Source organism: Pseudaminobacter soli (ex Li et al. 2025), assembly GCF_003012705.1.
GTDB lineage: Bacteria > Pseudomonadota > Alphaproteobacteria > Rhizobiales > Rhizobiaceae > Pseudaminobacter > Pseudaminobacter soli.
In genome coordinates this window covers 29,021-55,689 of record NZ_PXYL01000008.1, presented here as the reverse complement: position 1 = coordinate 55,689, position 26,669 = coordinate 29,021, and the positions used below count along the sequence as shown (strand labels likewise).

21 protein-coding genes are annotated in these 26,669 nt (G+C 64.2%); 6 read left to right on the top strand and 15 right to left on the bottom strand.

The annotated features are described in order from the left end of the window. Positions 1-209 precede the first annotated feature (209 nt). From C7I85_RS16775 to C7I85_RS16765, 3 genes are all read left to right on the top strand, one after another. Positions 210-1,346 (top strand): efflux RND transporter periplasmic adaptor subunit, encoded by a 1,137-nt coding sequence (locus C7I85_RS16775; RefSeq protein ID WP_106725349.1) that lies wholly within the window; start codon positions 210-212, stop codon positions 1,344-1,346. A gap of 39 nt (positions 1,347-1,385) precedes the next feature. Then, positions 1,386-4,547, top strand: coding sequence for an efflux RND transporter permease subunit (locus C7I85_RS16770; protein ID WP_106725157.1), 3,162 nt, complete (start codon positions 1,386-1,388; stop codon positions 4,545-4,547). Positions 4,548-4,710: 163 nt separating this feature from the next. Next, complete coding sequence (locus tag C7I85_RS16765; RefSeq protein WP_106725156.1) at positions 4,711-4,869, top strand: DUF3309 family protein; 159 nt, start codon at positions 4,711-4,713, stop codon at positions 4,867-4,869. A 69-nt stretch (positions 4,870-4,938) separates the two neighbouring features. On the opposite strand, the gene C7I85_RS16760 is transcribed toward C7I85_RS16765, so the two are convergent. Then, on the bottom strand, positions 4,939-5,895 hold the full coding sequence (locus C7I85_RS16760) for an SDR family oxidoreductase (RefSeq protein WP_106725155.1): 957 nt from the start codon (positions 5,893-5,895) through the stop codon (positions 4,939-4,941). A gap of 97 nt (positions 5,896-5,992) precedes the next feature. Between C7I85_RS16760 and C7I85_RS16755 the strand changes: the two genes are divergently transcribed. Next, entirely contained in the window at positions 5,993-6,880 is an 888-nt protein-coding gene (locus C7I85_RS16755; protein WP_106725154.1) for a LysR family transcriptional regulator, read from the top strand. Here the strand turns inward: C7I85_RS16755 and C7I85_RS16750 are convergent. From C7I85_RS16750 to C7I85_RS32030, 9 genes are all read right to left on the bottom strand, one after another. Further along, a complete protein-coding gene (locus C7I85_RS16750) occupies positions 6,865-8,046 on the bottom strand; it encodes an MFS transporter (RefSeq protein ID WP_106725153.1) in 1,182 nt (393 codons plus the stop codon). The two genes, C7I85_RS16755 and C7I85_RS16750, sit on opposite strands and share 16 nt — an antisense overlap. Positions 8,047-8,267: 221 nt before the next feature. Further along, entirely contained in the window at positions 8,268-11,726 is a 3,459-nt protein-coding gene (pyc, locus tag C7I85_RS16745) for a pyruvate carboxylase (RefSeq protein WP_106725152.1), read from the bottom strand. 181 nt (positions 11,727-11,907) lie between these two features. Beyond that, the gene (locus C7I85_RS16740) at positions 11,908-13,026 is read right to left on the bottom strand and encodes a branched-chain amino acid ABC transporter substrate-binding protein (RefSeq protein WP_106725151.1); all 1,119 of its coding nucleotides are present in this window, start codon (positions 13,024-13,026) and stop codon (positions 11,908-11,910) included. A gap of 137 nt (positions 13,027-13,163) precedes the next feature. Beyond that, a complete protein-coding gene (locus C7I85_RS16735) occupies positions 13,164-13,511 on the bottom strand; it encodes a DUF6867 family protein (RefSeq protein WP_106725150.1) in 348 nt (115 codons plus the stop codon). Between the two features lie 88 nt (positions 13,512-13,599). Continuing rightward, on the bottom strand, positions 13,600-14,328 hold the full coding sequence (locus C7I85_RS16730) for an ABC transporter ATP-binding protein (protein WP_106725149.1): 729 nt from the start codon (positions 14,326-14,328) through the stop codon (positions 13,600-13,602). Further along, entirely contained in the window at positions 14,328-15,443 is a 1,116-nt protein-coding gene (locus C7I85_RS16725; protein ID WP_106725148.1) for an ABC transporter ATP-binding protein, read from the bottom strand. The genes C7I85_RS16730 and C7I85_RS16725 overlap by 1 nt, the downstream gene beginning before the upstream one ends. Then, entirely contained in the window at positions 15,443-16,837 is a 1,395-nt protein-coding gene (gene livM / locus C7I85_RS16720; RefSeq protein WP_106725147.1) for a high-affinity branched-chain amino acid ABC transporter permease LivM, read from the bottom strand. The genes C7I85_RS16725 and livM overlap by 1 nt, the downstream gene beginning before the upstream one ends. Before the next feature lie 4 nt (positions 16,838-16,841). Beyond that, positions 16,842-17,744 carry a branched-chain amino acid ABC transporter permease gene (locus C7I85_RS16715; RefSeq protein WP_106725146.1) on the bottom strand — a complete coding sequence of 301 codons (903 nt, stop codon included), beginning with the start codon at positions 17,742-17,744 and terminating at the stop codon, positions 16,842-16,844. 447 nt (positions 17,745-18,191) lie between these two features. Continuing rightward, positions 18,192-18,314, bottom strand: coding sequence for a hypothetical protein (locus tag C7I85_RS32030; RefSeq protein WP_280954383.1), 123 nt, complete (start codon positions 18,312-18,314; stop codon positions 18,192-18,194). 324 nt (positions 18,315-18,638) lie between these two features. On the opposite strand from C7I85_RS32030, the gene C7I85_RS16705 reads away from it, so the two are divergent. Beyond that, complete coding sequence (locus C7I85_RS16705; RefSeq protein ID WP_106725348.1) at positions 18,639-19,310, top strand: GntR family transcriptional regulator; 672 nt, start codon at positions 18,639-18,641, stop codon at positions 19,308-19,310. Between the two features lie 99 nt (positions 19,311-19,409). On the opposite strand, the gene C7I85_RS16700 is transcribed toward C7I85_RS16705, so the two are convergent. Then, positions 19,410-20,906 carry a CoA-acylating methylmalonate-semialdehyde dehydrogenase gene (locus C7I85_RS16700; protein ID WP_106725144.1) on the bottom strand — a complete coding sequence of 499 codons (1,497 nt, stop codon included), beginning with the start codon at positions 20,904-20,906 and terminating at the stop codon, positions 19,410-19,412. A gap of 142 nt (positions 20,907-21,048) precedes the next feature. Here C7I85_RS16700 and C7I85_RS16695 point away from each other — a divergent pair, with 142 nt between their 5' ends. Continuing rightward, positions 21,049-21,930 (top strand): LysR family transcriptional regulator, encoded by an 882-nt coding sequence (locus tag C7I85_RS16695; RefSeq protein ID WP_106725143.1) that lies wholly within the window; start codon positions 21,049-21,051, stop codon positions 21,928-21,930. Between the two features lie 74 nt (positions 21,931-22,004). On the opposite strand, the gene C7I85_RS16690 is transcribed toward C7I85_RS16695, so the two are convergent. From C7I85_RS16690 to C7I85_RS16675, 4 genes are all read right to left on the bottom strand, one after another. Next, positions 22,005-23,258, bottom strand: coding sequence for a D-amino acid dehydrogenase (locus C7I85_RS16690; protein WP_106725142.1), 1,254 nt, complete (start codon positions 23,256-23,258; stop codon positions 22,005-22,007). Between the two features lie 45 nt (positions 23,259-23,303). After that, a complete protein-coding gene (gene alr / locus C7I85_RS16685; protein WP_106725141.1) occupies positions 23,304-24,437 on the bottom strand; it encodes an alanine racemase in 1,134 nt (377 codons plus the stop codon). Between the two features lie 427 nt (positions 24,438-24,864). Further along, entirely contained in the window at positions 24,865-25,380 is a 516-nt protein-coding gene (locus C7I85_RS16680; protein WP_106725140.1) for an RNA pyrophosphohydrolase, read from the bottom strand. Positions 25,381-25,389: 9 nt separating this feature from the next. Beyond that, positions 25,390-26,565, bottom strand: a complete 1,176-nt coding sequence (locus C7I85_RS16675; RefSeq protein ID WP_106725139.1) for a divergent polysaccharide deacetylase family protein — start codon at positions 26,563-26,565, stop codon at positions 25,390-25,392. Positions 26,566-26,669: the final 104 nt, after the last annotated feature.

Genomic DNA, 26,669 nt, shown 5'->3' with positions numbered 1-26,669 from the left:
GAAGCATGCTTCCTGACAACCCATTGTCAGGATTTGTCGACGGATGAATTTTTCTGACTGTTTCGGGGTTCGACTTTGATGTAGATACCGCCGCTCGTTGGTTATCGTGGGATATAACCGATTGAATCCGGCCGGGGACGCACCCATATCGAGCGGCACGCCTGCAAATGACCGTGGTCTCGCCGGGGACCCAAGTATTGGAATTGATCATGGCCAAGGTTAGGTTTCACAAGCTTGCCGCTATAGGTGTGCTTATTGGTTTCGCCGCCTGGATGGGCACGGGCGAATTCTCTTCCGTCGGCAGCGCGGCCGCCGAGGCTGAAAAGAAGCCGACCGCAGCCGAACAGCCCAAGGCGCCGACCCGCACGGTCGCGGTGATCACGCCGCCGCGCGTCCAGCACGCCCGCGCCATCCGCATGTCGGGCCAGACCGAGGCCGACAAGCGCGCCGTGCTCGCCACGCGCGTGGGCGGCATCATCGCCAAGCTGCCGGTCAAGCAGGGCCAGCACGTCAAGGCGGGCGACCTGGTGCTGATGCTCGATGCGGAGGAGAAGACCGCCGCCGTCGAGACCGCGCGCCAGCTGGTTGCACAGCGCCAGGCCGAGGCCGACGCCCAGGAACGCCTGGTCAAGTCGGGCAACTCGCCCAAGCTGCAATCCGACATCGTCCGCTCCGCACTTGCCGCTGCCAGGTCGCAGCTCGAGGCCGCGCAGGCGGAACTTGCCCGCACCGAGGTGAAGGCGCCGTTCGACGGCGTCATCGATCGCGTCCCGGTCGAACTCGGCAGCTCGATCATGGCGGGTGGCGAAGTGGCCACCATCCTCAGCCTCGATCCGATCGTGGGCAAGGGCGAGATCAGCGAACGCGACCTGAGTTACGTCAAGATCGGCGACGATGCCGAGGTCAAGCTGGTCAACGGCGACACGGCCAAGGGCACGGTGCGCTACATCAGCCGCGACGCCTCGACATCTACCCGCACGTTCCGCATCGAAATCGCGGTCCCCAATCCCGAAGGCTCGATACCGGCCGGCATGACGGCTGAGATCACGGTGAGCGCCCAGCCGGCCGAAGCGGTCATCCTGCCGCGTTCGGTGGTGACGCTGAGCAGCAACGGCGACCTCGGGATCCGCGCCGTCGACAAGGACCAGAAGGTCTCCTTCCACCCGATCGACCTCGTCGACGACACCCCGTCCGGGCTGGTGCTCGGCGGCATTCCGTCGGATGCGCGCATCATCGTGGCCGGTCAGGACCTGGTCTCCGAGGGAGACACGGTGGATGCAGTCGATGCCGACGCCGAAATGATCAAGAAGCTTGCCGGCGCCCCTAGCGGCGGCCTCCCGCAATAAAGCGCCTCGCGGCGCCTGCCATACGACAAAGGTCGAAAAATGGGTATCGTCGGCTACGCAATCCGCAATGCGCGGCTTACGCTTTCCTTCATGGTGTTTTTCCTGATCGCCGGTGCGCTGGCGTATCAGTCGATCCCCAAGGAAGCCGAACCGGACGTCAAGATTCCGATCATCTATGTGAGTCTTGCCTATAACGGCATCTCGCCGGAGGACTCCGAGCGGCTGCTGCTGCGGCCGGTCGAAACGCGCATGAAGAGCCTCTCCAACGTCAAGGAGATGCGCTCGGCCGCTTATCAGGGCGGCGGCTACGTGCTGATCGAGTACAATGCCGGAGCGAACCTTTCGACGGCACTCGAGGACGTTCGCGCCAAGGTGCAGGACGCCAAGCGCGACCTGCCGCAAGGCGCCGAGGAACCGACCGTCAACGAGGTCAACCTCTCCGAATTCCCGGTGCTGGTGGTGACGCTGGCCGGCAACGTGCCCGAAAGGGCGCTGACCGCCGCCGCGCGCGAACTGCGCGACCGCATCGAAGAGGTGCCGGGCGTTCTGCAGGCTGACCTGCGCGGCGCCCGCGACGACCTCGTCGAGGTCATCATCGACCCGGTCAAGCTCACCTCCTACGGCCTGCGCCTCGACCAGCTCATCGTGGGCGTCGGCGCCTCGAACAGCCTGGTTGCCGCCGGCAATATCGAAGGCGCCGAGGGCCGCTATGCCGTCAAGGTGCCCTCGCTGATCGAGTCGCCGGAGGATATCGCGAACCTGCCGATCGTCGCCGGCCAGAATGCCGTTGTTCGCGCGAAGGACATCGCCGCCGTCCGCTCGACCTACAAGGACGCCGAGACCATCACCCGTCTCGACGGCAAGCCCGCCATCGCCATCGAGGTGAAGAAGCGCACCGGCGCGAACCTCGTCGAGACCGTCGACGCGGTGAAGGCGGTGGCCGATGGCTTCGCCAAGAAGCTGCCGGAGGGCAGCGTCGTCTCCTACAGCCAGGACAAGTCGACCTCGATCCGCCAGCTGCTGGGCGACCTGCAGAACCACGTGATGATCGCCGTCATCCTGGTGTTCATCATCATCCTCTACGCGCTGTCCGGCCGGGCTTCGATGCTGATCGGCCTGGCGATCCCGACCTCGTTCCTGCTCGGCATACTGCTCTTGTCGCTGGGCGGCTTCACGGTCAACATCGTGGTGCTGTTCAGCCTGATCCTGGCGGTGGGCATGCTGGTGGACGATGCCATCATCGTCACCGAATTCGCCGAGCGGCGCATGGCCGAGGGCATGGACAAGAAGGAAGCCTATGCAATGGCGGCAAGCCGCATGGCCGGTCCGGTCATCGCCGCCACCATGACGCGTATCGCCGCCTTCTCGCCGCTGCTGTTCTGGCCGGGCATCGTCGGCGAGTTCATGAAGTACATGCCGATCACGCTGATCGTGACGCTGTCGGCCTCAATGCTCTACGCGCTGGTGTTCACGCCGACGCTTGGCGCCATTTTCGGCAAGGCCCATCACGAGCCCGAGCACAAGGACGGGCTCTATATGGGCACCGTCAAGCTTGCCACGCGCCACCCCATCATCACGATGCTCCTGGCGGTTGCCCTGCTGGTCGCGGTGCCGTGGGTCTATGCCCACAAGGGCAAGGGCGTCGAGTTCTTCCCCAGTGTCGAGCCGGAATACGGCCTGCTCTACGTGCATGCCCGCGGCAACCTTTCGCTTGCCGAAATGGACGCGGCGGTCGCGCAGGCCGAAAAGCGCATTCTCGGTTGGCCGGGCGTGAAATCGGTCTACACCCGCGCCGGCAAGACCACCGGCGGCGGCAACGACGTCGACGAGGATGTGGTCGGCGTGATCCAGTACGAGTTCGTCGACTGGCGCCAGCGCAAGCCCGCACATGAGGTGCTGAACGAACTGCGCGAGGCCATGGCCGGTATTCCGGGGGCGCATGTCGAAGTGCGCGTGCCCGAGGCCGGTCCGCCCACCGGCAAGGCCATTCAGGTGCGCCTGTCGGCGGCGGACCCCGCCGGCCTCAACGACAAGGCCAAGGAAGTCGCGGCAATGCTGAAGACGATCCCGGGCGTCATCGACGTTTCCGACGGCCTGCCGCCGCCGGGCATCGACTGGGCGCTCAAGATCGACCGCAGCAAGGCGGCGCAGTATGGCGCAAGCCCGGTCGCGGTGGGCTCTGTGGTGCAGCTCGTCACCAACGGCCTAAAACTCTCCGACTATCGCCCGGCCGGTGCCGACGACGCCGTCGACATCCGCCTGCGCCTGCCGGAGGATCGCCGCACGCTTTCGACGCTCGACCAGTTGCGCGTCGAAACCGCCCACGGGTCGGTGCCGATCTCCAACTTCGTCACCCGCGAACCTCAGCAGAAGGTGGGCATCCTCAACCGCATCGACGGCCAGCGCACCATCGTGGTGCAGGCCAACGTTGCCAGCGGCGTGCAGCCGGCGGCGGCGCAGGCTGCGGTAACCGAGGCGATGAAGAAGATCGACCTGCCCGGCATCCGCTGGAAGCTGGCGGGCCAGGACGAGGAGAGCAAGGCTGCCGGCGAGTTCCTGAGCAAGGCCTTCGGCGCGGCGCTGTTCCTGATCTTCATCGTGCTGCTCGCGCAGTTCAACAAGTTCAGCAGCGTGCTGATGGTGCTGTCCTGCGTGATCATGTCGACCATCGGCGTGTTCCTTGGCCTGCTCATCACCGGCCAGCCCTTCGGCATCGTCATGTCGGGCATCGGCGTCATCGCGCTCGCCGGCGTGGTGGTGAACAACAACATCGTGCTGATCGACACCTACGACCGGCTGCGCCATGAAGGCTGGGACAAGTTGGAAGCGGTGCTGCAGACCTGCCGCGAACGCGCCCGCCCGGTGGTGCTGACCGCACTGTCGGCCATCTTCGGCGTGCTGCCGATCGCGTTTGGCCTCGGGCTGGAAATCTTCCACCACGAGACGACCATCAACGCGCCTTCGACGCAGTGGTGGATCTCGCTGTCGAGCGCCATCGTCTTCGGCCTGTCCTTCGCCACGGTGCTGACGCTGATCGTCACGCCGGCGATGCTGATGGTGTTCACCCGCAGCAAGGACAGCCGCGTCAGCCGCTTCCTCAACCGCCTGTTCCGCCGCAAGCGGAAAGCCGATGCGGCGGCCGAGGAAAAGGAACCTGCCCTCGGCTCCGACAACGTCGCCTACCCCAAGGCGGCCGAATAACGAGACTGCGCCGCACGCCGCCTGAACGGCGTGCGGCGCATCTTTCCGGGCATCCCCGCGTCGCCCGCACATTCCTGGCGAGGAAGAGCCTCTCGGCATGAGAGGAACCACAGTATAGGCCCGGCATTGTCCTCCCGTTGAAACGCTTCAATGGAGGGACACCATGACGCTGAGCACTCTTCTCGTCATCATCCTCATTCTGATTCTGATCGGCGCCGTACCGGCGTGGCCGCATTCGCGCGGCTGGGGCTATGGCCCGTCCGGCATCGTCGGCATCATCCTGATCGTGCTGCTGATCCTGCTGCTGATGGGCCGGATCTGACCGGACTACCACCGACAGGCAAACGCCCGCAGCAAAACCCGCTATGGGCGTCCTAGCTTCTCGCTTCTGTCAGGCTGCCTTTTCGCCAAGGGCGCCCACAATGCCGAGGTCGGCGAGCGCCTGCGCCACGGCCTCATCCAGCGGCGTATGCGGGATCGTGCCGATAATGCCTTCCAGACGCGACGACACCAGCCGGTGCTCTTCGAAGCGCAGATAGGACATCGACAGGATCGCCTTCCACATCGGCACGAACGGGCTGCCCGCGCGCAGCACCCACCAGGGCATCGAGGCAAGCCTCAGCTTGCGCCCCAGGGCCTTCTCGGCCGCTGCCTTTATCTCGAGGTCGGTCACCGCATGGCCGGGAAGGTTCAGGTTCTCAAAGGCTCCGAGCGTGTCGCGCTTGTCGGCGAGGGCGACGAAGGCCGCCGCGAAATCCGGCAGATATGCCCACTCATGCACCAGATGGACCGGCCCCGGCGCCGTGTAGACGCCCTTGGCGAGCTTGGAGGCGACCACGAGGTCGAACCACGAGCCCGTGCCCTTGCCGCCGAAGAAATCTCCGGCCCTGAGAAGTATGGTGCGAACCCGGCCGGCAGCCGCCTCGCGGCGGAACAGTTCTTCCATGGCAACGCGGATGCGGCCCTTTTCGGTGGTCGGGCGCTCCGGAGTTTCCTCGGTGATGACCGCCGGAATGGGCGACCCGAAATTGTAGACCGTGCCCGGAAAGAGATGGAGCGCGTGGTTGGCATGGCAGGCGGCCATCACGTTCTCCGCCATGGGCAGGCAGGTGCTCCAGTCGGAATAGATGGGGTTGAGCCCGTTGAAGACGATGTCCGCGCCTTGCATGGCCCGGATCAGCGACTGCCTGTCGAGCGCGTTGGCGGCGACGGCTTCCGCCCCGGACAATTCCGCCGGCAACTTGCCGTCGCGGGTCACTGCCCGCACCTCGTATCCGGCATCGAGAAAGGCCTTTGCGACGACCTGGCCAAGCCGGCCACGGGCACCCAGAACTACGATCTTGGTCATTTCGGTCACTCCTGTTTGTGTGAGTAACCTTCATATGATTCATGCATGTTCGAAAGGAAATTGACAGAAATCGGCACTTCGTTATTCAATTTCGAATATGACCGAAATCGATTGGAACCTGATCAGAAGTTTCGTGGCAGTGGCCGAAACCGGCAGCCTGTCGGCCGCCGCACGCCAGCTGTCGGCCAGCCAGCCCACGCTTGGCCGCCACATCGCAGAACTCGAGCAGGCGCTTGGCGTGACGCTTTTCCGGCGCGGGCGACAAGGCTATGTGCTGACCGAGGCAGGAAGCCTGTTGTTCGAGCGCGGCCTGGCCGTGCATGAAAAGGCAACCGCCTTTTCGCGGCTGGCGCTGGGCTCGGTGGAGGCCATCGAGGGCACGGTCCGCATAGCCGCAAGCGAAGTCGTTGCCGCCTGCGTGCTGCCCGAGATGCTCGCCCGCCTCGGCGTCGAGGAGCCGGCCATCGAGGTCGAGATCGTCGCCTCCAACCAGGTCGAGAACCTTCTGCGCCGCGACGCCGACATCGCCATCCGCATGGTGCGGCCGGCGCAGAACGAACTGGTGGCACGCAAGGTCACCGCCATTCCGCTCCGCGCCTGCGCGGCGACAAGCTATCTCGACCGGCGCGGCCGGCCCGAAAAACTTGAGGATCTGCGCGGGCACGACCTCATCGGCTTCGACCGCAGCGACGAGATGATCCGTGGCCTTGAGCCTTACTTGCCGGGGTTGACGCGGCATACCTTCCGCCTGCGCAGCGACAATCACATCGTGCTCTGGGAAGCTGTCCGAACCGGCAACGGTATCGGCATTGCGCAGGAACCGCTCGTTCGGCGCGCGCCCGGCGTCGAGATCGTGCTGCCCGACCTGCCCCTGCCCGCGCTCCCGGTATGGCTCGCCATGCACCGCGACGTGCGGGCAAGCGTCCGCATCCGCCGCGTGGCGGATTTCCTGCAGGAAGAGTTGAAGCGTTACTCGGCCGGCTGAGCCGCCGGCGCGAAGTCGGCGTGGCGGGCCATGCCCGACATCAGGAACACGACGATCAGCAGCGCCGACACCGAGATGAAGACCGGCGCAAAGCCCGTGTGCTGGCCGACGAAGCCGATGGCCGAAGGCGCCATCAGGATTCCGGAATAGCCCATGGTGGTGACCACGCTCATGCCCGCGCCAGCCGACAGGCCCGGCTGGTTGCCGGCCGCCGAAAAGACGATCGGCACCATGTTGGCAATGCCTAGCCCGCAGAAGGCAAAGGCCGCAATGGCCACCCAGGGCGTCGGCGCAAAGCCGGCGACAAGCATGCCCGTGGCCGCAATCAGGCTGGAGACGCGAAGCGTGGTTACGGCACCGAAACGGTTGCGCACGGCATCACCCATGAAGCGCACCGTCGCCATCGTGCCGGCAAAGAAGGCAAAGGCGAGGCCGGCGGTGGCGATGTCGGCGCCGAGCTCCTGCTTGAGATAGAGCGCCGCCCAGTCGAGCACCGAGCCTTCGGGAATCATGCACAACAGTGCCATCAGGCCCACGAGATAGATCGCGGGGTTCTTCGGCAGCGAGAATTTTCTGTGCTCGGCAACGATGTGCCGCTCTTCGACGATGAGATGGCGAAGCGACATGGCCAGCAGGACGGCTGCGACGACCGTCACCAGCACGGCGTGGACGAGATGGCCGTAGTTCTGGATGGCAAAGCCGCCGAGGCCGCCGCCGACAAAGCCGCCCAGGCTCCAGAAGCCGTGCGAGGACGACATGATGGCGCGCGAGAGCCGCTTTTCCACGGCCACCGCATTGGCGTTCATGGCCACGTCCATGCCGCCGGTGACGCCGCCGAACAGGAACATGGCCACCGCCGCCGTAATCACGTTGGGTGCCAACGCGACGATCAGCAGGCCGAAGGTGGCGGCAGCGCCAAACCAGCGCACCACGCTGCGCGAGCCATGGCGCGCTATCAAATAGCCGCACCACGACATGAAGACCACGGCGCCGGCGCCGAACAGCAGGATGAGCAGGCCGAGCGTGAACTCGCTGATGCCAAGCCGGGTGAGGAACACCGGGATCTGCGGCGCCCAACTGCCGGTCATGAAGCCGTTGACGAAGAACGCCGTGGCAACGGCCCAGCGCCCGCGTTTTGCGGTTTCGATCATGTTCGTGGCGTGCATTATGGCGTTCCGCGTCCAGTGGTTGTGCGAGGCGCGAATTTAAATCGGTTTAACCGACAGTCAACACGTTAAATTCGGCGAAATATTGGACCAGACGGCGGAGGCCGTCCGTCATGGCCGCGAACGTAACTAGCGGAAACCTGCCAAGCTGTCCCCCTGGCAAAGTGTAGCGCCTCTCCGAACCGGCCTCGAAACGGCCGGCCCGGATTTCGATGACATCGCTATGCGAACACCACCAGAAGGTCCTTGGCGTCGATCTGGTCGCCGGCCCTGACCAGCACCTCGGCAATGATGCCGTCGCGCTCGGCGTGCAGCGCCGTCTCCATTTTCATCGCTTCGATGGACAACAGCACGTCGCCGGCCTTCACCGCCTGGCCGGCGGCGACGGCAAGCGTGGAAACCACGCCCGGCATCGGCGCGCCGACATGCGCGTCGTTGCCCGGCTCGGCCTTGCGGCGCGCCTTCGCGGCCGAGGCGCCATGCGCGCGGTCCGGCACCTTGACGCGGCGCGGCTGGCCGTTGAGCTCGAAGAACACGGTCACCATGCCCTTGTCGTCGACATCGCCGACGGCCAGGCAGCGGATCACCAGCGTCTTGCCCTTCTCGATGTCGACGAAAACCTCATCCTCCGGCTCCATGCCGTAGAAGTAAGTCAGCGTCGGCAGCACGCTGACCGGGCCATAGGTTTCCTGCGCGGCGGCAAAGTCCGAAAACACCTTCGGATACATGAGCCAGGAGGCGAATTCGAATTCGCTCAGCGCGCGGCCGAGTTTGTCCTCGATCTCCTTGCGGTTTGCCTTGAGGTCGGCGGGCTTCAAGAGCGAGCCGGGGCGGACGGTGATCGGCTTTTCGCCCTTCAGCGCCTTCTTCTGCAGCGCCGCCGGCCAGCCGCCCGGCGACTGACCGAGATCGCCGCGCAGCATCGACACCACCGAATCGGGGAAGGCGATGTCCTTGTCCGGGTTCTCGACATCGGCGACGGTGAGATCCTGGCTCACCATCATCAGCGCCATGTCGCCGACCACCTTGGACGACGGCGTGACTTTGACGATGTCGCCGAACATCAGGTTCACGTCGTGATAGGCCTGCGCAACTTCATGCCAGCGGGTCTCGAGGCCGAGCGAACGCGCCTGCTCCTTGAGATTGGTGAACTGGCCGCCCGGCATCTCGTGCAGATAGACCTCCGAGGCCGGACCCTTGAGGTCGCTTTCGAAGGCCGCATACTGGTTGCGCACCGCCTCCCAGTAGAACGAGATGCGGCGGATCCATTCCGTGTCGAGGCCCGGGTCGCGCGCATCGCCCTTCAGCGCCTCGACGATGGAACCGAGACAGGGCTGCGAGGTGTTGCCGGAAAACGCGTCCATCGCCGCATCGACCGCGTCGACGCCGCTTTCCACCGCGGCCAGCACGGTGGCGGCCGACAGGCCCGACGTGTCGTGGGTGTGGAAATGGATCGGCAGGTCGGTCGCCTCGCGCAGCGCCTTGAACAGCACGCGCGCCGCACCCGGCTTCAGCAGGCCGGCCATGTCCTTGACCGCGATGATATGCGCGCCGGCCGCCTCCAGTTCCTTGGCGAGACCGACATAGTATTTCAGGTCGTACTTGGCCCGCGCCGGATCGAGGATGTCGCCGGTGTAGCAGATCGCCGCTTCGCAGAGCTTGCCCTCGGCCACCACCGCGTCCATGGCGACGCGCATGTTCTCGACCCAGTTCAGGCAGTCGAAGACGCGGAACAGGTCGATGCCGCCGGCGGCTGCCTGCTTGACGAAATGCTTCACGACATTGTCGGGATAGTTGGTGTAGCCGACGCCATTGGCGCCGCGCAGCAGCATCTGCAGCAGGATGTTGGGCGCGGCCTCCCGCACGCGCGACAGGCGCTCCCACGGATCTTCGGTCAGGAAGCGCATGGCCACGTCAAAGGTCGCCCCGCCCCAGCATTCGAGTGACAGAAGCTGCGGCAAGGCCCGCGCATAGGTGCCGGCGATGCGGGCGATGTCATAGGTGCGCACGCGCGTCGCCAAGAGCGACTGGTGCGCGTCGCGCATCGTGGTGTCGGTGACGAGCACCTCTTTCTGCTCGCGCATCCAGGCGGCGAATTTCTGCGGGCCCAGCGCATCGAAACGCTGCTTGCTGCCATTCGGCACAGGCCCGGTGAACCAAGGAATGACCGGCGCGGCTGCCTCCGGATCGGGCTGCGCGCGGCCGCGCGTTTCGGGATGGCCGTTGACCGTCACGTCGGCGAGATAATTGAGCAGCTTGGTGGCGCGGTCCTGCCGCTTCACCTGGGCAAACAGCTCCGGCGTCGTGTCGATGAACTTCGTCGTGTACGCGTTCGCCTGGAAGGCCGGGTGCGTGATGATGGCTTCGAGGAAGGTGAGATTGGTCGCAACGCCACGAATGCGGAACTCACGCAAGGCGCGGTGCATGCGCGCGATCGCCTCGCCGGGCGTCGGCGCCCAGGCGGTCACCTTCTCGAGCAGCGGATCATAGAAGCGCGTGATCACCGCGCCGGAATAGGCGGTGCCGCCGTCGAGCCGAATGCCGAAGCCGGTCGCGCCGCGATAGGCGGTGATGCGGCCATAGTCGGGGATGAAATTGTGCTCCGGGTCTTCCGTGGTGATGCGGCACTGCAGGGCATGGCCGTTCAGCCGGATGTCGGCCTGTGCCGGCACGCCCGACTCCGGCGTGCCGATGGCAAAGCCGTCGAGGATGTGGATCTGCGCCTTGACGATGTCGATGCCGGTCACCTCCTCGGTGACGGTGTGCTCGACCTGGATGCGCGGATTGACCTCGATGAAGTAGAACTTGCCGGTGTCGGCATCCTGCAGGAACTCGACCGTGCCGGCGCCGATATAGCTGGTCTCCCTGGCGAGCTGCAGCGCATAACCGCACAGTTCCTGGCGCAGCGCGTCGCCGAGATACGGCGCTGGCGCGCGCTCGACCACCTTCTGGTTGCGGCGCTGGATGGAGCAGTCGCGCTCGAACAGGTGCACGGCATTGCCGTGCGTATCACCCAGCACCTGCACCTCGACATGGCGGGCGCGCTCGATCAGCTTTTCGAGATAGACCTCGTCCTTGCCGAAGGCGGCCTTGGCCTCGCGCTTGCCTTCCATCACCTCGCGGGCAAGCTCGGCCTCGGAGCGGATGGCGCGCATGCCGCGTCCGCCGCCGCCCCACGACGCCTTGAGCATGACCGGATAGCCGATCCCTGCCGCCAGCTTCTTGACCTCTTCGATGTCGTCCGGCAGCGGTTCGGTGGCGGGCACCACCGGCACGCCGACCTCGATGGCGAGATTGCGGGCGGCCACCTTGTTGCCCAGCCGCCGCATGGTCTCGGGCTTGGGGCCGATGAAGGTGATGCCGGCCGCGGCGCAGGCTTCGGCGAATTCGGGGCTTTCGGACAACAGCCCGTAGCCCGGATGGATGGCATCGGCGCCCGAGAGCCTGGCAACGCGCAGCACCTCGTCGATCGACAGGTAGCTTTCGATCGGCCCGAGGTCGCGGGTCAGATGCGGGCCGCGGCCGACCTGGTAGGATTCGTCGGCTTTGAACCGATGCAGCGAATATTTGTCCTCCTCGGCCCAGATCGCCACGGTTTTGAGCCCCAGCTCATTGGCGGCGCGAAACACGCGGATAGCGATTTCGGAACGGTTGGCGACGAGGATTTTGCTGATGGGCAAGGACGGTCTCGCTTACGTTAGGAGAGGAAGGTCGCCCGTCGTCATTAACCCTGGAAATGCTGCAGTGCAAACACAAATCGCGACAGTGTTTTATCGGTCCGAGACATCGTTGCCGACAAACAAAAATGCCCGGCGCAAGCGCGCCGGGCATTTCCTTGAGCCAAGAACTTCCGGTCGACCGTTAGTTGATCTGGAAGTAGTTGTACTTGCCGTCGTCGCCCTTCTTCCACTGGTAGACGACATAGTCGGCGTCCGTACGGTCGCCCTTGTCGTTGAAGGACAGCTCGCCCAGAACCGTCTTGAACGGGCCCTTCGCCTTGATCGCCTTGGCGACTTCCTGCGGGTCGTTGGAGCCGGCAGCAGCCGCAGCCTGCGCAATCACCTGCGTGGCAGCGTAGGAGTAGAGCGTGTAGGCTTCCGGCTCGAAGCCAGAGGCACGGAACTTCTCCACCACGTCCTTCGCGTTCGGGTTGTTGCGCGGATCCGGACCGAAGGTGTTGTAGGTGCCGGCAACGGCGTCACCCGCGATCGAGGCGAGTTCGTTCGACACGATGCCATCGCCCGAGAACAGCGGAGCCTTCAGGCCCTGGTCAGCCGACTGGCGGATGATCAGACCGGCTTCGGTGTGCAAGCCGCCCCAGTAGATCATGGTAACGCCGGCTTCCTTCATCTTGGCGATCAGAGCCGAGAAGTCCTTGTCGCCGACATTGATGCCTTCGTACATGACTTCCTTCTTGCCGGCCGCGTTCAGAGCCTTCTTGGTCTCGTCGGCAAGGCCCTGACCATAAGGCGTCTTGTCGTGGATGACGGCGACCTTTGCGTCGGGGAAGTGGTTGGCGATGTAGGCGCCGGCAACCTGGCCCTGCTGGTCGTCGCGGCCGCAGGTGCGGAAGGTGTTCCACAGACCGCGTTCGGTGAAGACCGGGTTGGTCGCAGCCGGCGTCACTTCGAGAATGCCGTTTTCGGCATAGACTTCCGAAGCCGGGATCGAAACGCCCGAGTTGAAGTGGCCGACGACGAACTTGACGCCATCAGCGACGAACTTGTTGGCGACCGAGATGCCCTGCTTCGGGTCGGAGACGTCGTCGCCGACGGAGATCTTGATCTTTTCGCCATTGATGCCGCCAGCAGCGTTGATGTCGGCAGCGGCCTGCTCGGCACCCTTCTGGAGCTGGGCACCAAAAGCGGCGTTCGGACCGGTGATCGGGCCGGCGACACCCATCATAACATCCGCCCACGCGCTGCCGCTAAAGGCCATCATCGCAGTCAGCGCAACTGCGGACAACAGTGATTTTTTCATTGAGACACTCCCATTAGATGGGCAGGCGAGGATGATGCTTTCATGCGATGCCCACCCCTATCGCAGAAAGATAGTTTGCCGATTTTCCGGCTATTGTCACGCCGATTCGAAGTTGAAGCGGCGCTATTCATTTGGGCTTACGCCTTTGGCTTCCAGCTCAACAAGGAAGCTCTTTCGTAGAGCCAGTTGTATTGTGTCACCATCTGGTTGGTGCGCGTGTATCGGAACCCGAGCGACCCCAGAATGACGAGGACGGCGGTGTCGATGACATAGTAGTGCAGCGAGAACATCGTGCCCTCGAAAAGAGCATGATGAATAAAGCGCACGCCTACACCGAGCAGCAGCAAATAGAGCACCAGGCTTGGGTAACTGCGCCAGGTCTGCGCGCAGGCCTTGCCCGTCATCCAGGCCGCCCAGCCGCCGAGCAGGCAGGTCACCAACAAGAACTGCCAGATCGAGGCTTCCTCATACAGAACGCCTTGCATTTCATTTCCTCCGGGCGGGCCTTTGCGACCCTGTTCCTTCCTCTTCGGCCATGTGCCTCGGCACATGGCCCGGCTTGGCGTCGGCAGGTTAGTGCCGGCCGCCTTCGAGATAAGCCGCACGCACTTCCGGATCGGCAAGCAGCTGCTTACCCGATCCGCTCATCGTCACGCTGCCGTTGACCATCACATAGCCGCGGTCGGCGAGACGGAGCGCGCCGAAAGCGTTCTGCTCGACCAGGAAGACCGTCAGCCCTTGCGTCTTGTTGAGCGTGCGGATGGCGTCGAAGATCTGCTTGACGATCAGCGGCGCCAAGCCTAGCGACGGCTCGTCGAGCAACAGGAGCTTGGGCCGCGCCATCAGCGCACGCGCGATCGACAGCATCTGTTGCTCGCCGCCCGACAGCGTGCCGCCGCGCTGGGTGATGCGTTCTTTAAGGCGCGGGAAGAGCTCAAAGACCTTTTCCACGTCCTCGTCGAAATACTTCAGATTGTCGAGGCTGGCGCCCATCTGAAGGTTTTCCAGCACCGTCATGCGCGGGAATATACGCCGCCCTTCCGGCGACTGCGCGATGCGCAGCCGGGCGATCTCATGGGTCGGCAGGTTCGTGATGTCCGTGCCGCCGAAGGTGATCTTGCCGGTGCGGGCGCGCGGATTTCCGAAGATGGTCATCATCAGCGTGGACTTGCCGGCGCCGTTGGCGCCGATGAGGGCGACGATCTCGCCTTCATTGACCGAGACGTTGACGCCCGCCAGCGCGCGGATGTTGCCGTAATAGGTCTCGACGCCTTCGACCTGGAGCAGAGATTTACCCACCATCATTTCCTCCCGCCCTTCGGCTTACCTGCCGGCTTGGCTCGCGCCTTGCCGGCGGCAGGCTTTGCCGCGGGCTTGGCGGTCCGCGTGCTCAAGGCCTGCACTTCGTCATATTCGAGCGCTTTGGAGGCACCGGGAGATACTTTGACGATCTCGTCTTCATCGGCGTGGGCAATCGTATCGCTGATAGGCCCGGCCATCATCGAAGACGATGCCGACGGCCCATGTTCCGGATCCGGCTCGGCATCGAGTTCCTCGATCACCTGTTCGTCTCCGACCGCCGTGAGCACGTCGACCACCTCCTCGTCGTCGACGCCGAGATAGGCGGCGATGACGCGTGGATCGTGCTTGACCAAGTCCGGGCTCCCGTCGGAGATCTTGCGGCCATATTCCAGCACCACAACATGGTCGGAGATCTTCATCACCACCGACATGTCGTGCTCGATCAGCAGGATCGAGGTGCCGGTGTTCTCCTTGATGTCGTTGAGCAGCTGGTTGAGATGCAGCGACTCCTTCGGATTGAGGCCGGCGGCCGGTTCATCGAGGCACAAAAGCTCGGGGTCGGTGCACATGGCCCGCGCGATCTCGAGACGCCGCTGCGCACCATAGGGCAGGTCGCCGGCCGGGTCGTCCGCCCGGTGGATGAGATCGATCTTCTCCAGCCAGTGCTTGGCCAGGTCGATCGACTCCGCGGAGGCCTTGCGGTATCCGCCGATGCCCAGCAGGCCGAGCACGGTGAAGCCGGATGCGTGCATCAGCTTGTTGTGCTGCGCCACCAGCAGGTTCTCGAGCAGGGTCATGCCCGAGAAAAGGCGGATGTTCTGGAAGGTACGCGCCACCTTGGCGTGCGCCGTGATGCGGAAGTCGGGCATGCGCTCGAGCAGGAATTCCTGGCCGCCACGCCCGTTCATTTTGATCATGCCTTCAGACGGCTTGTAGAAGCCGGTAATGCAGTTGAAGACGGTGGTCTTGCCTGCGCCGTTCGGGCCGATGAGCGCGGTGATCTCGCCGCGCCTGGCCTGGAAGGACAGGTCGCCAATGGCGACCAGGCCGCCGAACTTCATCGAAAGATGCTCTACCGAAAGGATCGGCTTGTCCATGTTGGGTCCTGTAAGCATCAGCCGTGCCCTTCCTTGGTGAAGGAGGCCGAGACGGCTTTTCGTTTATGCAGGAATGCGGTGGGTTCTCGACTGCCGACGAAGCCGCGTGGCTTCCACAGCATCACGAGCACCATCGCCAGGCCGAACAGCAGCATGCGGTAGAGCTCAGGCGTGAAATCGGGTCCGAAAATGTATTTCAGGAACTCCATTTCGCGCAGCATCTCGGTGCCGCCGATCATCACCACGGCCGCAACCGCGATGCCAGGGAGCGAGCCCATGCCGCCGAGCACCACGATGGCCAGGATCATAGCCGATTCCAGGAAGACGAAGGATTCGGGGCTGACGAAGCCTTGCCGCGCCGCGAAGAAGGAGCCGGCGAAGCCGCCGAACATGGCGCCCGTGGCAAAGGCGGTGAGCTTGGTGGTGGTGGTGTTGATGCCGAGCGAGCGGCAGGCGATCTCGTCCTCGCGCAGTGCTTCCCACGCGCGACCGAGCGGCATGCGGCGCAGCCGGATGGTGACGAATGCGGTGAGCAGCGCGAGCAGCAGGATCAGGTAGTAGAGGAAGATCTTATAGTAGGCGCCCGACTGAGCGATGTTCAGCACCTTGGCGATGTAGTTCGGGTCGCTGACGTTGAACGATATCAAGCCGAAGAAGCTGACCTTGGGAATGCCGGAGACGCCGGCCGAGCCGTTGGTCACGTCGCGCCAGTTGATCAGCACCAGGCGGATGATCTCACCGAAGGCAAGCGTGACGATCGCCAGATAGTCGCCGCGCAGGCGCAGCACCGGGAAACCGAGGATGACGCCCCAAAAGGCCGACATGATGCCGGCCACCGGCAGCAGGATCCAGAACGACCAGCCGAAATGCGTGCCAAGCAGCGCGTAGGCATAGGCGCCCACCGCGTAGAAGGCGACGTAACCGAGGTCGAGCAGGCCGGCGAGGCCGACGACGATGTTCAACCCCCAGGCCAGCATAACGTAGATCAGGATCTGGATGCCGAAATTGTCGACCCACTTGAGCGAGCCCTGGAAACCGAAGGCCAGGACCATCACCACCGGATAGATGAACAGTAGCGCGATGGCGATGGAATTGAAGTTGCGGCGGACAAAACCCTTCTCGACCTCGACGTGCGCCGTGCGGCTCTTTTCGGCCTTGCGCCGTGCAAGCGCCGGCTGCGCGAAGGCCACGAAAAGGAAGCGGCCGGCCATGGTGATGCCCACCACGATCGCAAGCAGCCCCCAACGCTGGACCAGGATCAGCTCATTGTGAATGTTCTGGTCGGTCCTGAGACCGATCAGCAAGACGAAGAGACCGAAGGACACCAGGCCGGCATAGATGGCCTGACGAATGGCATTCGGGAACGGGCTCTCGATTTTCTCGGCCCGGCTCGCGGAAACAGCTTCAGCCATGATCCTAGACCTTTTCCACTTCAGGCCGGCCCAGGATGCCGGAGGGCAGGAAGATCAGCACGATCGCCAAGATGGAGAACGCGGCAACGTCCTTGTAGTCGATGGAGAAATAGGCCGACCACATCGACTCGATGAAGCCGATCAGCAGGCCGCCGATCACAGCACCCGGGAGCGAGCCGATGCCGCCCAGGACTGCCGCCGTGAACGCCTTGACGCCCGGCACGAAGCCATCGGAGAAGACCACGACGCCGTAATACATCAGGAACAGCGTGCCGGCGACGGCGGCAAGGCTGGCGCCCATGATGAAGGTGATGGAAATGGTGCGGTCGACATCGATGCCGAGCAGCGCGGCCATCTTGCGGTCCTGCTCACAGGCGCGCTGCGCGCGGCCGAGCGAGGTCTTGTTGACCAGATACCAGAAGATGACCAGCAGCGCGCTTGTGACCACCACGATGATGATCTGCTTCAGCGATATGCTGATGCCGTCGATCGTGTAGACCTGGCTGACCATTGGCGGGATCGGCTTGTTGCGCGGGCCCTGGGTGACCTGCACGAAGTTGGACAGCGCAATCGACATGCCGATGGCGGTAATCAACGGGGCAAGCCGGAAGGAGCCGCGCAAGGGCCGATAGGCGACCTTTTCGATGGTCCAGTTGTAGAGGCTGGTGAGCAGCATCGCCACGATCATCATGATCAGCAGGGCGACGACCACCGGCACCGAGTAGAACAGGCCTACCAGGATGAGGAACACTATCAGCGCGGTGAAAGCACCGACCATGAAGATATCGCCATGGGCGAAGTTGATCATGCCGATAATGCCGTAGACCATCGTATAGCCGATAGCAATCAGGCCATAGATCGATCCCAGCGTCAGCCCGTTGATAAGCTGCTGGATGAAATATTCCATGTATAAGCGGCTCCCCTGGAATGTCGCCTTATGGACGCATTCCGTTTGTTGGTATTTCCCCTAGTGGTATCGTCTCGAGTCCGGATTGTAACGTCAATTCTTTTGACCGGACGGGAGACTTCAACCACGCGCCCACGCTGCCATTTCTTCGAACGAGCTCGCTGGACTATCGCGGAAGCTAGCATTGGCCTAACGCAATGTCCTTGCAGAATTTTGAGTCAGTTTTTCATTATATCGCAAAATCGTGCGCAGCAAACTCATTTCGCGACAGCTTATTGCGCAAAATGCGACAGCTCGTTTCCGCAATGCTGCAGCCCCTTCTCCTCCGTTAGGCCACCACGAATCCGTAGGCAGACACCGTCGTTCGTGCCCGGACGCCGATCCGCGGAACGATAGCCGGCTTGGCCGCTCGCCCCCGGTCTCTGCCTTATGCTGGCGAGGATTTGTTCAGCCATGTTTTTGTTCTCCCCAGAAACGCTGCACCGAAGTTGACGAAAGGTCGATCGCCGAAGCCCACCCGATCGTCGGCAGGAGGGCATCGTCGCCGCCCGCAGCATCGAGCTTCGGCACGAACTACCGCGCTTCCTTAGCATCGCCCCGGAGCGTGAAATATTAGGCGGACGTCTAATATCCTAAGCTCGGCCACGCTGCGGACGCACAGGCCGACCCCAGCGGCATGGCGGCAGAACAGTGCGTTGGGAACGAGAGCTAGCGCGTCACCAGGGCAACCTGAAGCGTGGGCTGGACGGGCTCGGTCGCCAGCGGAGCCGTCCTGGCTAAGCAACCCACTAGGCGCGACCTGATATATCACGGATATATCTAGCTGAAATTCCTGCTTTTTATCGGGTACGCCAGTTGATATATCAACCGGCCATCAACCGGAACGCGCATATCTTGAACACTGCTGAGATCGAAACCGACCGCAGGGACACAGCTGAATCGGTCAGCGCGAAGGCCCATCGCGCGCTCGAAAAAATGATCGTCACGCTGGAGCTGGCTCCCGGCAGTGTCACCACCGAGCGCGCGCTGATCGAGAAGCTGCGCCTCGGCCGCACGCCGGTGCGGGAAGCGATCCAGCGGCTGGCCTGGGAAGGGCTAATCCTGGTGCGCGCGCGCACGGGTCTTGAGATCACGCCGCTGCATGCCGCCGACTGGCTGCGCGTGCTCGATGCGCGGCGCGGCGTGGAGGTGATTTTGGCCCGCTCGGCCGCGCGCTTCGTCACGCCCGATCTCGCCCCGCGCTTCCAGGCCACCGCCATCGCCATGCACGATGCGGTGCTGAGCAACGATGTGCTGGGCTATCTGGATGCCGACAAGTCGCTGGACGAAGTGATGGCGCTGGCTGCCGACAACCAGTTCGCCGCACGGCTGGTGGCGCCGCTGCAGACCCACGGCCGCCGCTTCTGGTTCCGCTTCCGGAGCGGCACGGGGCTGGCAGAGGCGGCCGGCAACCATGTCGCCCTCATCCGCGCCATTCTCGCGCGCGACGAGGACGCTGCCGCCACCGAGGCCGACCGGCTGGTGGCACTTTTACGCCTGCATGCGCAGGCGGCGGCGATGCGGTAACCGCGTCGCGCCTTGCCGTCCCTCCTGCCCGTGTCCGAGGCGGAAATGTGAAACGGGCGCCCATTGGGCGCCCGTTTTGTTTCACCGATTGATGTCGGCTCAGTTCATCGTCGGGATGATGAACTCCGCGCCATCCTTGATGCCCGACGGCCAGCGCGAGGTGACCGTCTTGGTCTTGGTGTAGAAGCGGAACGCGTCCGCGCCATGCTGGTTGAGGTCGCCGAAGGACGAAGCCTTCCAGCCGCCGAAGGTGTAGTAAGCGATCGGCACCGGGATCGGCACGTTCACGCCGACCATGCCGACCTGCACGCGGGATGCGAAATCGCGGGCCGCGTCGCCGTCACGGGTGAAGATGGCCGTGCCGTTGCCCATCTCGTGGTCGTTGACGAGCTTGAGCGCGTTCTCATAGGTCGGCGCGCGAACGACGGAGAGGACGGGACCAAAGATCTCTTCCTTGTAGATGCGCATTTCCGGCGTCACATGGTCGAACAGGCAGCCGCCCATGTAGAAGCCGTCTTCGTAGCCCTGCATCTTGAAGCCGCGGCCATCGACGACGAGCTTGGCGCCTTCCTGCACGCCGGTGTCGACATAGCCCTTGATGCGCTCCAGCGCCTCGCGGGTGACGACCGGGCCGAAGTCGGCGGAGGAATCGGTCGAGGGGCCGACCTTCAGGCTCTCGACGCGCGGGATGAGCTTTTCCATCAGACGGTCGGCGGTCTCGTGACCGACCGGAATCGCAACCGAGATCGCCATGCAGCGCTCGCCGGCCGAGCCGTAGCCGGCGCCGATCAGCGCGTCGACGGTCTGGTCCATGTCCGCGTCGGGCATGATGATCATGTGGTTCTTGGCGCCGCCGAAGCACTGCACGCGCTTGCCGTTGGCGCAGCCGCGCGCATAGATGTACTGCGCGATCGGCGTCGAGCCGACGAAGCCCACGGCCTTGATGTCGTGATCGTCGAGGATGGCGTCGACCACATCCTTGTCGCCGTTGACGACGTTGAGCACGCCCGCCGGCAGGCCGGCTTCGATGAACAGCTCGGCGATGCGCAGCGGCACGCCCGGATCGCGCTCCGACGGCTTCAGGATGAAGGCGTTGCCGGCGGCAATCGCCGGGGCGATCTTCCACAGCGGGATCATGGCCGGGAAGTTGAACGGGGTGATGCCGGCGACGACGCCGAGTGGCTGACGCATCGAATAGGTGTCGATGCCGGGGCCGGCATTGTCGGTAAACTCGCCCTTCATCATGTGCGGGGCGCCGATGCAGACCTCGACCACTTCCAGGCCGCGCTGGATGTCGCCCTTGGCGTCGGCGATGGTCTTGCCGTGCTCGCGCGCCAGGATGTCGGCCAGCTCGTCATATTCCTTGTGCACCAGCTCGAGGAACTTCATCAGCACGCGCACGCGGCGCTGCGGGTTGGTGGCGGCCCAGGCCGGCTGCGCGGCCTTGGCGTTTTCCACGGCAAGGCGCAGCTCCGCCGGCGAGGCGAGCGCCACGGTGCCACGCACCGAGCCGTCCATCGGCTGCATCACGTTCTGCTTGCGCCCGCTGGTTCCGGCGACGCGCTTGCCGCCAATGAAATGACCGTATTCGATCATCCTGTTTCTCCCTAGATTTCGGTGAGTACATTGTCCCGCTTTGTGCACCGCTTTGCAACGCGAGCCGGAAAGCAACCGTTGTGCAAAAAATAAAGCACGCTGCGCGCTTGAATATCGTTTTGTGCATAGTACGCTTGCCCGCATGAACTGGGACGACGTGCGCATCTTTCTCGCCGTGGCCCGTGCCGGACAGATCCTCGGCGCGGCGCGCCGGCTCGAGCTGAACCACGCCACCGTCTCGCGCCGCATCGCGGCGCTGGAAGAGGCGCTGAAGACAAAACTGTTCCGGCGGCTCACCACCGGCAGCGAGCTGACGCCGGCCGGCGAACGCTTCCTCAACATCGCCGAGCGCATGGAAGCGGACATGATAGCGGCCCGGGCGGAAATCGCCGGCGATGGCGACGATATTTCGGGCACCGTGCGCATCGGCGCGCCGGATGGCATCGGCGTGAATTTCCTGGCGCCGCGGCTGGGCGAACTCACCGCGCAGCATCGCGAATTGAAGATCCAGCTGGTGCCGGTGCCGCGCTCCTTCTCGCTGTCGCGGCGCGAGGCCGATATCGCGATTACCGTGGAACGGCCGACCGAAGGCCGGCTCGTCGCCAGCAAGCTGGTCGACTACACGCTCGGCCTTTTTGCCTCGCGCGCCTATGTCGCCGAGGCCGGCATGCCGAAGACAATCGCCGAACTCTCCACGCATAGGCTGGTCGGTTACGTGCCCGACCTCGTCGTCAGCCCCTCGCTCGACTATGCCGCCGAATTCAGCCCCAGCTGGGACGCTGCCTTTGCCATCTCCTCCAGCCTGGGCCAGGTGGAGGCGGTGCGGGCCGGCGCCGGCATCGGCATGCTGCACAGCTTCATCGCCCGCTCGGTGCCCGAACTGATTGAAGTTCCGGCGGCAAAGCCGATCCGCCGCGCCTACTGGATGGTCTACCACGAATCCATGCGCCCGCTTCGTCGCATCCAGACCGTCACCAGCTTCATCACGCGTGCGGTCGAACGCGAAAGATCGCTGTTCGTATAGGAAACCTCAAAAGCAAAGAGGCCGCACCCCGAAGGACGCGGCCTCTTTAGAATTGGCGTCGCAGCGACTGCTCGTCAGCCGTAGCGGCTGAGGTTGAGCGGGGCGGCGTCGATCTCGGGCTTGCGGCCGGAGATGAGGTCAGCCAGCACGCGGCCCGAGCCGCAGGACATGGTCCAGCCCAGCGTGCCGTGGCCGGTGTTGAGATAGAGGTTGCTGTAGCGGGTCTTGCCGATGATCGGCGGACCATCCGGCGTCATCGGGCGCAGGCCGCACCAGAAGGTGGCGTCCTTCACCGAACCTGCCTTCGGGAACAGGTTGGAGACGGAATATTCCAGCGTGTCGCGGCGGTTCTGGTGCAGGCGGAGGTCGAAGCCCGAGATCTCGGCCGTGCCGCCGACGCGGATGCGATCGCCGAGGCGGGTGATGGCAACCTTGTAGCTGTCGTCCATGACCGTCGAGACCGGCGCGACATCCGCATTGGTGATCGGCACCGTGATCGAATAGCCCTTGACCGGATAGACCGGCACCGACAGGCCGAGGGGCCGCAGCAGGAAGGGCGAATAGCTGCCCAGCGCCACCACATAGGCATCCGCCTTCAGCACACCGGCGCTGGTCGCAACGCCAGCGATGCGTCCGCCCTCGACCAGGATCTTGTCGATCTTGGTGTCGAAGCGGAATTTCACGCCACGCTCGGTGACATGTGCCGCCAGCTTTTCGGTGAATATCTTGCAGTCGCCGGTCTCGTCGTTCGGCAGACGCAGGCCGCCAGCGAAGGAGCCATCGGCCGTTGCCAGGCCCGGCTCGGCGCGAATGCAGCCCTGGCGATCCAGAACCTCGTAAGGCACGCCGAACTGCTTCAGGACCTCGATGTCGCCACCGACGCCGTCGAGATGCTTCTGCTCGCGGAAGAGCTGCAGCGTGCCCTGGGCGCGGTCGTCATAGGTGATGCCCATGGTCTGGCGCATCTCCTTGAGGAGGTCGCGGCTGTATTCGGCCACCGGCACCATGCGAGCCTTGTTGATGGCGTAGCGCGAGGAGGTGCAGTTGCCCAGCATCTTGAACAGCCACGACCACATATACGGATCGAGCTTGGGGCGCACCACCAGCGGGCCGTGCTTCATCAGCAGCCACTTGATCGCCTTGGTCGGAATGCCGGGGCCGGCCCATGGCGAAGCATAGCCGGGCGACACCTCGCCGGCATTGCCGAAGCTGGTCTCGAGCGCCGGACCGGGCTGACGATCGACCACCTCGACCTCATGGCCGGCCTCGGCCAGGTAGTGGGCGGAGGTGACACCGACCACCCCGCTCCCCAACACCAGAACTTTCATGTCTGCAACTCTCCCCTGGGATAATGTGCGACGGCGGCGAACCGCTCAGCCGCCTTCGTAAATGCGATGGAAACGATGGCCGAGGCCGGTCAGCACCTCGTAGCCGATGGTGCCGGCGTGACCGGCGACATCGTCCACGGTCTGATGACTGCCGATCAGCTCGACCAGGTCGCCGGCCTTGACCGCGCCTTCGGGCAGCGCCGAAATGTCGATGATGATGCTGTCCATCGACACGCGGCCGATGAACGGAAGCCTGACGCCGTTGAAATAAGCGCCGGCTGCGGCGCGGCGGTGCCAGCCATCGGCATAGCCGAGCGAAATGGTGGCGGCGCGCAGCTGCCCGGTGGTGCGGAAAGTGTGGCCGTAGCCGATGCCGATATCCTTATCGAGCGTGCGGGTCTGGATGACCTTGGCCTCGAGGCGGATGACCTCGCGCATCGGATTGGCGTGGCCCGGCGTCGGATTGATGCCGTAGATCGCGGCGCCCGGCCGGGCGAGATCATAGTGATAGTCCGGGCCGAGGAAGATGCCCGACGAATTGGCCAGCGAGGCGGGTGCCGCCGGCAGTTTGGCACGCAGCTGGTCGAAAGCCTGCTTTTGGGCGGCATTGGCCGGATTCTCCGGCTCGTCGGCGCAGGCCAGATGGCTCATCACCAGCACAACGTCCAGGCCGTCGAGCAAGCTGGCATCAGCCGCCAGCGTCTCGACTTCGGACGGCATCATGCCGAGCCGCGACATGCCGCTGTCGACCTGCAGCGCCACCGGCAGCTTGCGCCCCGCAGCGCGGGCCGCCTCACGCCATGCGGCCAGCTGTTCGAGGCTGTTGGCCACCGTCGTCAGCCCGGCGGCTGCCGTCTCGGCTTCGGCGCCGGGCGGGGTACCGTTCAGGATGTAGATCGCCGGGCCCTGGCCGAGCGCGGCGCGCAGCGTCAGCCCCTCGCCCGCATGGGCGACGAAAAAGGTGTCGCAACCTTCCTTGGCCAGCACCTTCGCCACCTGCACGGCGCCGAGCCCGTAGGAATCGGCCTTCACCACGCCGGCGCAACGCGTGCTGCCAAGACGGCTCTGGAGCTGACGGTAATTTTCACGGACGGCGGAAAGGTCGATGCGCAGAACGGCACCCGCCTCGGCGGCGCTCGTCTGCCTGAAATCGCGATTATTTGCGTTACACTGGTCCATTCCGCCGAAAATTCCCTGATGCTGGCGCAAAATCCCGTCAAAACGACGGAAATTTGCTTCAAGCCCACTTCTGAAGCGTGATTATTCCCCAAAATCCGGAAATGTTCGGGGATCATGCCTCAGCGGCACCAATAGTTCGGGAATGATTGCGCTGCAATATGCGAGAAGGAGACAGTTGGCACAGTTGATTGGCTCAGCCGGCGACGAAACGTCGCGGCTCATCGTGCCGATGAGAAGTTTTGCAGGGCAAAGTAGGAGAAAACCGCAGCGCAACCAACGGGTTACCCAAAGCTTCAGGCAAGCGCCCAGCTAGGGTGATGGCTGCCAAGAAGGCATACGCAGCCGACCACCGCGCCGCTGGCGGCCGCGCTATGCCGATATTCGGTCGGAAAAGGCAGCTCACCGAGCCGCCGCGGTAGAAAAAAGACTACGGCGCCAGGTGCCGGAACGCCGCCACCAGCTGCTCGTAGACCTTGCGCTTGAACGGCACGATCAGCTCCGGCATTTCGGCCATGGGCTTCCAGTCCCAGCGGTCGAACTCGGCACTGTGCCCGCCCGGCGGCGGGTTGATGGCGATCTCGCTCTCATCGCCCTCGAAGCGGAAGGCGAACCATTTTTGGGTCTGGCCGCGATACTTGCCCTTGAGCGCGATGCCGATCTTGTCGGCCGGCAGGTCATAGTTGATCCAGCCCGGCGCCTCGGCCAGCAGCGAAACGCTGCGCATGCCGGTCTCCTCATAGAGCTCGCGCAGCGCTGCCGGCAGCGGCTCCTCGCCCTTGTCGATGCCGCCCTGCGGCATCTGCCACAGCCGGTCGGTGCCGGCCATTTCGCTGTCGGGTTCGGCGATGCGGTGGCCGGCCCACACCAGCCCGTCGCGGTTCAGCACCATGATGCCGACGCAAGGCCGGTAGGGAAGCGTCTGCGGGTCGATTTTCTTTGTCATAATTTGTCTTCAGCCTTTTTCGGGGTCGGTGACGACCGCCGAGATCGGAACGATCTCTATACCGCGCCGCTTGGCCTCGCCCACCCATTCGGTAACCGCATCCACAGTGACGCCGAATGCCGAGCCGGTGCCGATGGCAATGCCTTTTGCGCGTGCGATGCTTTCGAGCTGGTCTAGCTTTTTCAGGATTTCCGCGCGGTCGCGCACCGTGTCGATGGTCGAATCCGCGACGGCGAAGGGCACGCGGTCCTTGAGCGCCAGCTCGGGCGCGACGCTGCGGGCCGAGGAGCCGTCGTCGAGATAGAGCAGCCCGCGCTTGCCGAGCTCAGCCATCACCGGCTCCATGGCCGCCTGATCGGCAACGAAGCGCGCGCCCATATAGTTCATGACGCCGGTATAGTTGGTGGTGCGCGACAGCGCCCAGCGCAGGTTCTGCAGGTTTTCCGCCTGCGATGCGGCAACCGTCAGCGTGTTGCGGCCGGGATTGACGTTCGGAAAATCGAACGGCTCCAGCGGCACCTGCATGATGATCTCGTGGCCCTCGCGGCGGCTTTCCTGCATCCAGCGGCTGATGCTGTTGCCGGCTGATGCAAAGGCCAGCGTCACCTCCGAGGGCAGCTTGCCGATGGCTTCCTGCGTGCCGGTCTGTGACAGACCGAGCCCGCCGATGACGATTGCCACCCGCGCCCCACGCGCGCCCGACCATGGCCGCGCATAGACGTCGATCGGTCGCCTTCCATCCGCGGCACGCACCGGCAGCGGGCCGCTGTCGCTCTGTTCGACCAGCGCCTTGTCGGGCAGATGCGCCACACGCAGGTTCTGGCCCATGGCCGAGGGGTCGCGGATGACCACGACATTGTTCGACGCGCCGTCCTCGGGCGGGGTGACATGGATAATCGACGGGCCGCTGTTCGACGGCGCTTGCGGGCTTGGGGTCTGGGTCAGCGGCGCCCTGGCGACGGTCTCGACCTTGGCCGGCTGCGTCACCTCCGGCGTTGATACCACCACGGCCGCCGGCTTTCGAAAGGGTCTTTCACGGAAGGCAATGGCGCTTGAGGCGCCGACGATCGCCACCACGGCGAGAGCAAAGACGACGGAACCGCTGCTAACGGAAAAGCCGCGCTTGCCGCGGCTCGAGACGTCCTGGCCCAGCGGGCGATCGATATCCTTCTGCACGGGCGACAAGCCGCATCCTCATCGGGGTCAAGGCTGTTCGTCCGGCAATTTCCGCCGGAACCTTTCCGGCGGAAGCCCAGGGTGTTGCAGGCAGCCCCCGCGCCTGCCTGCAA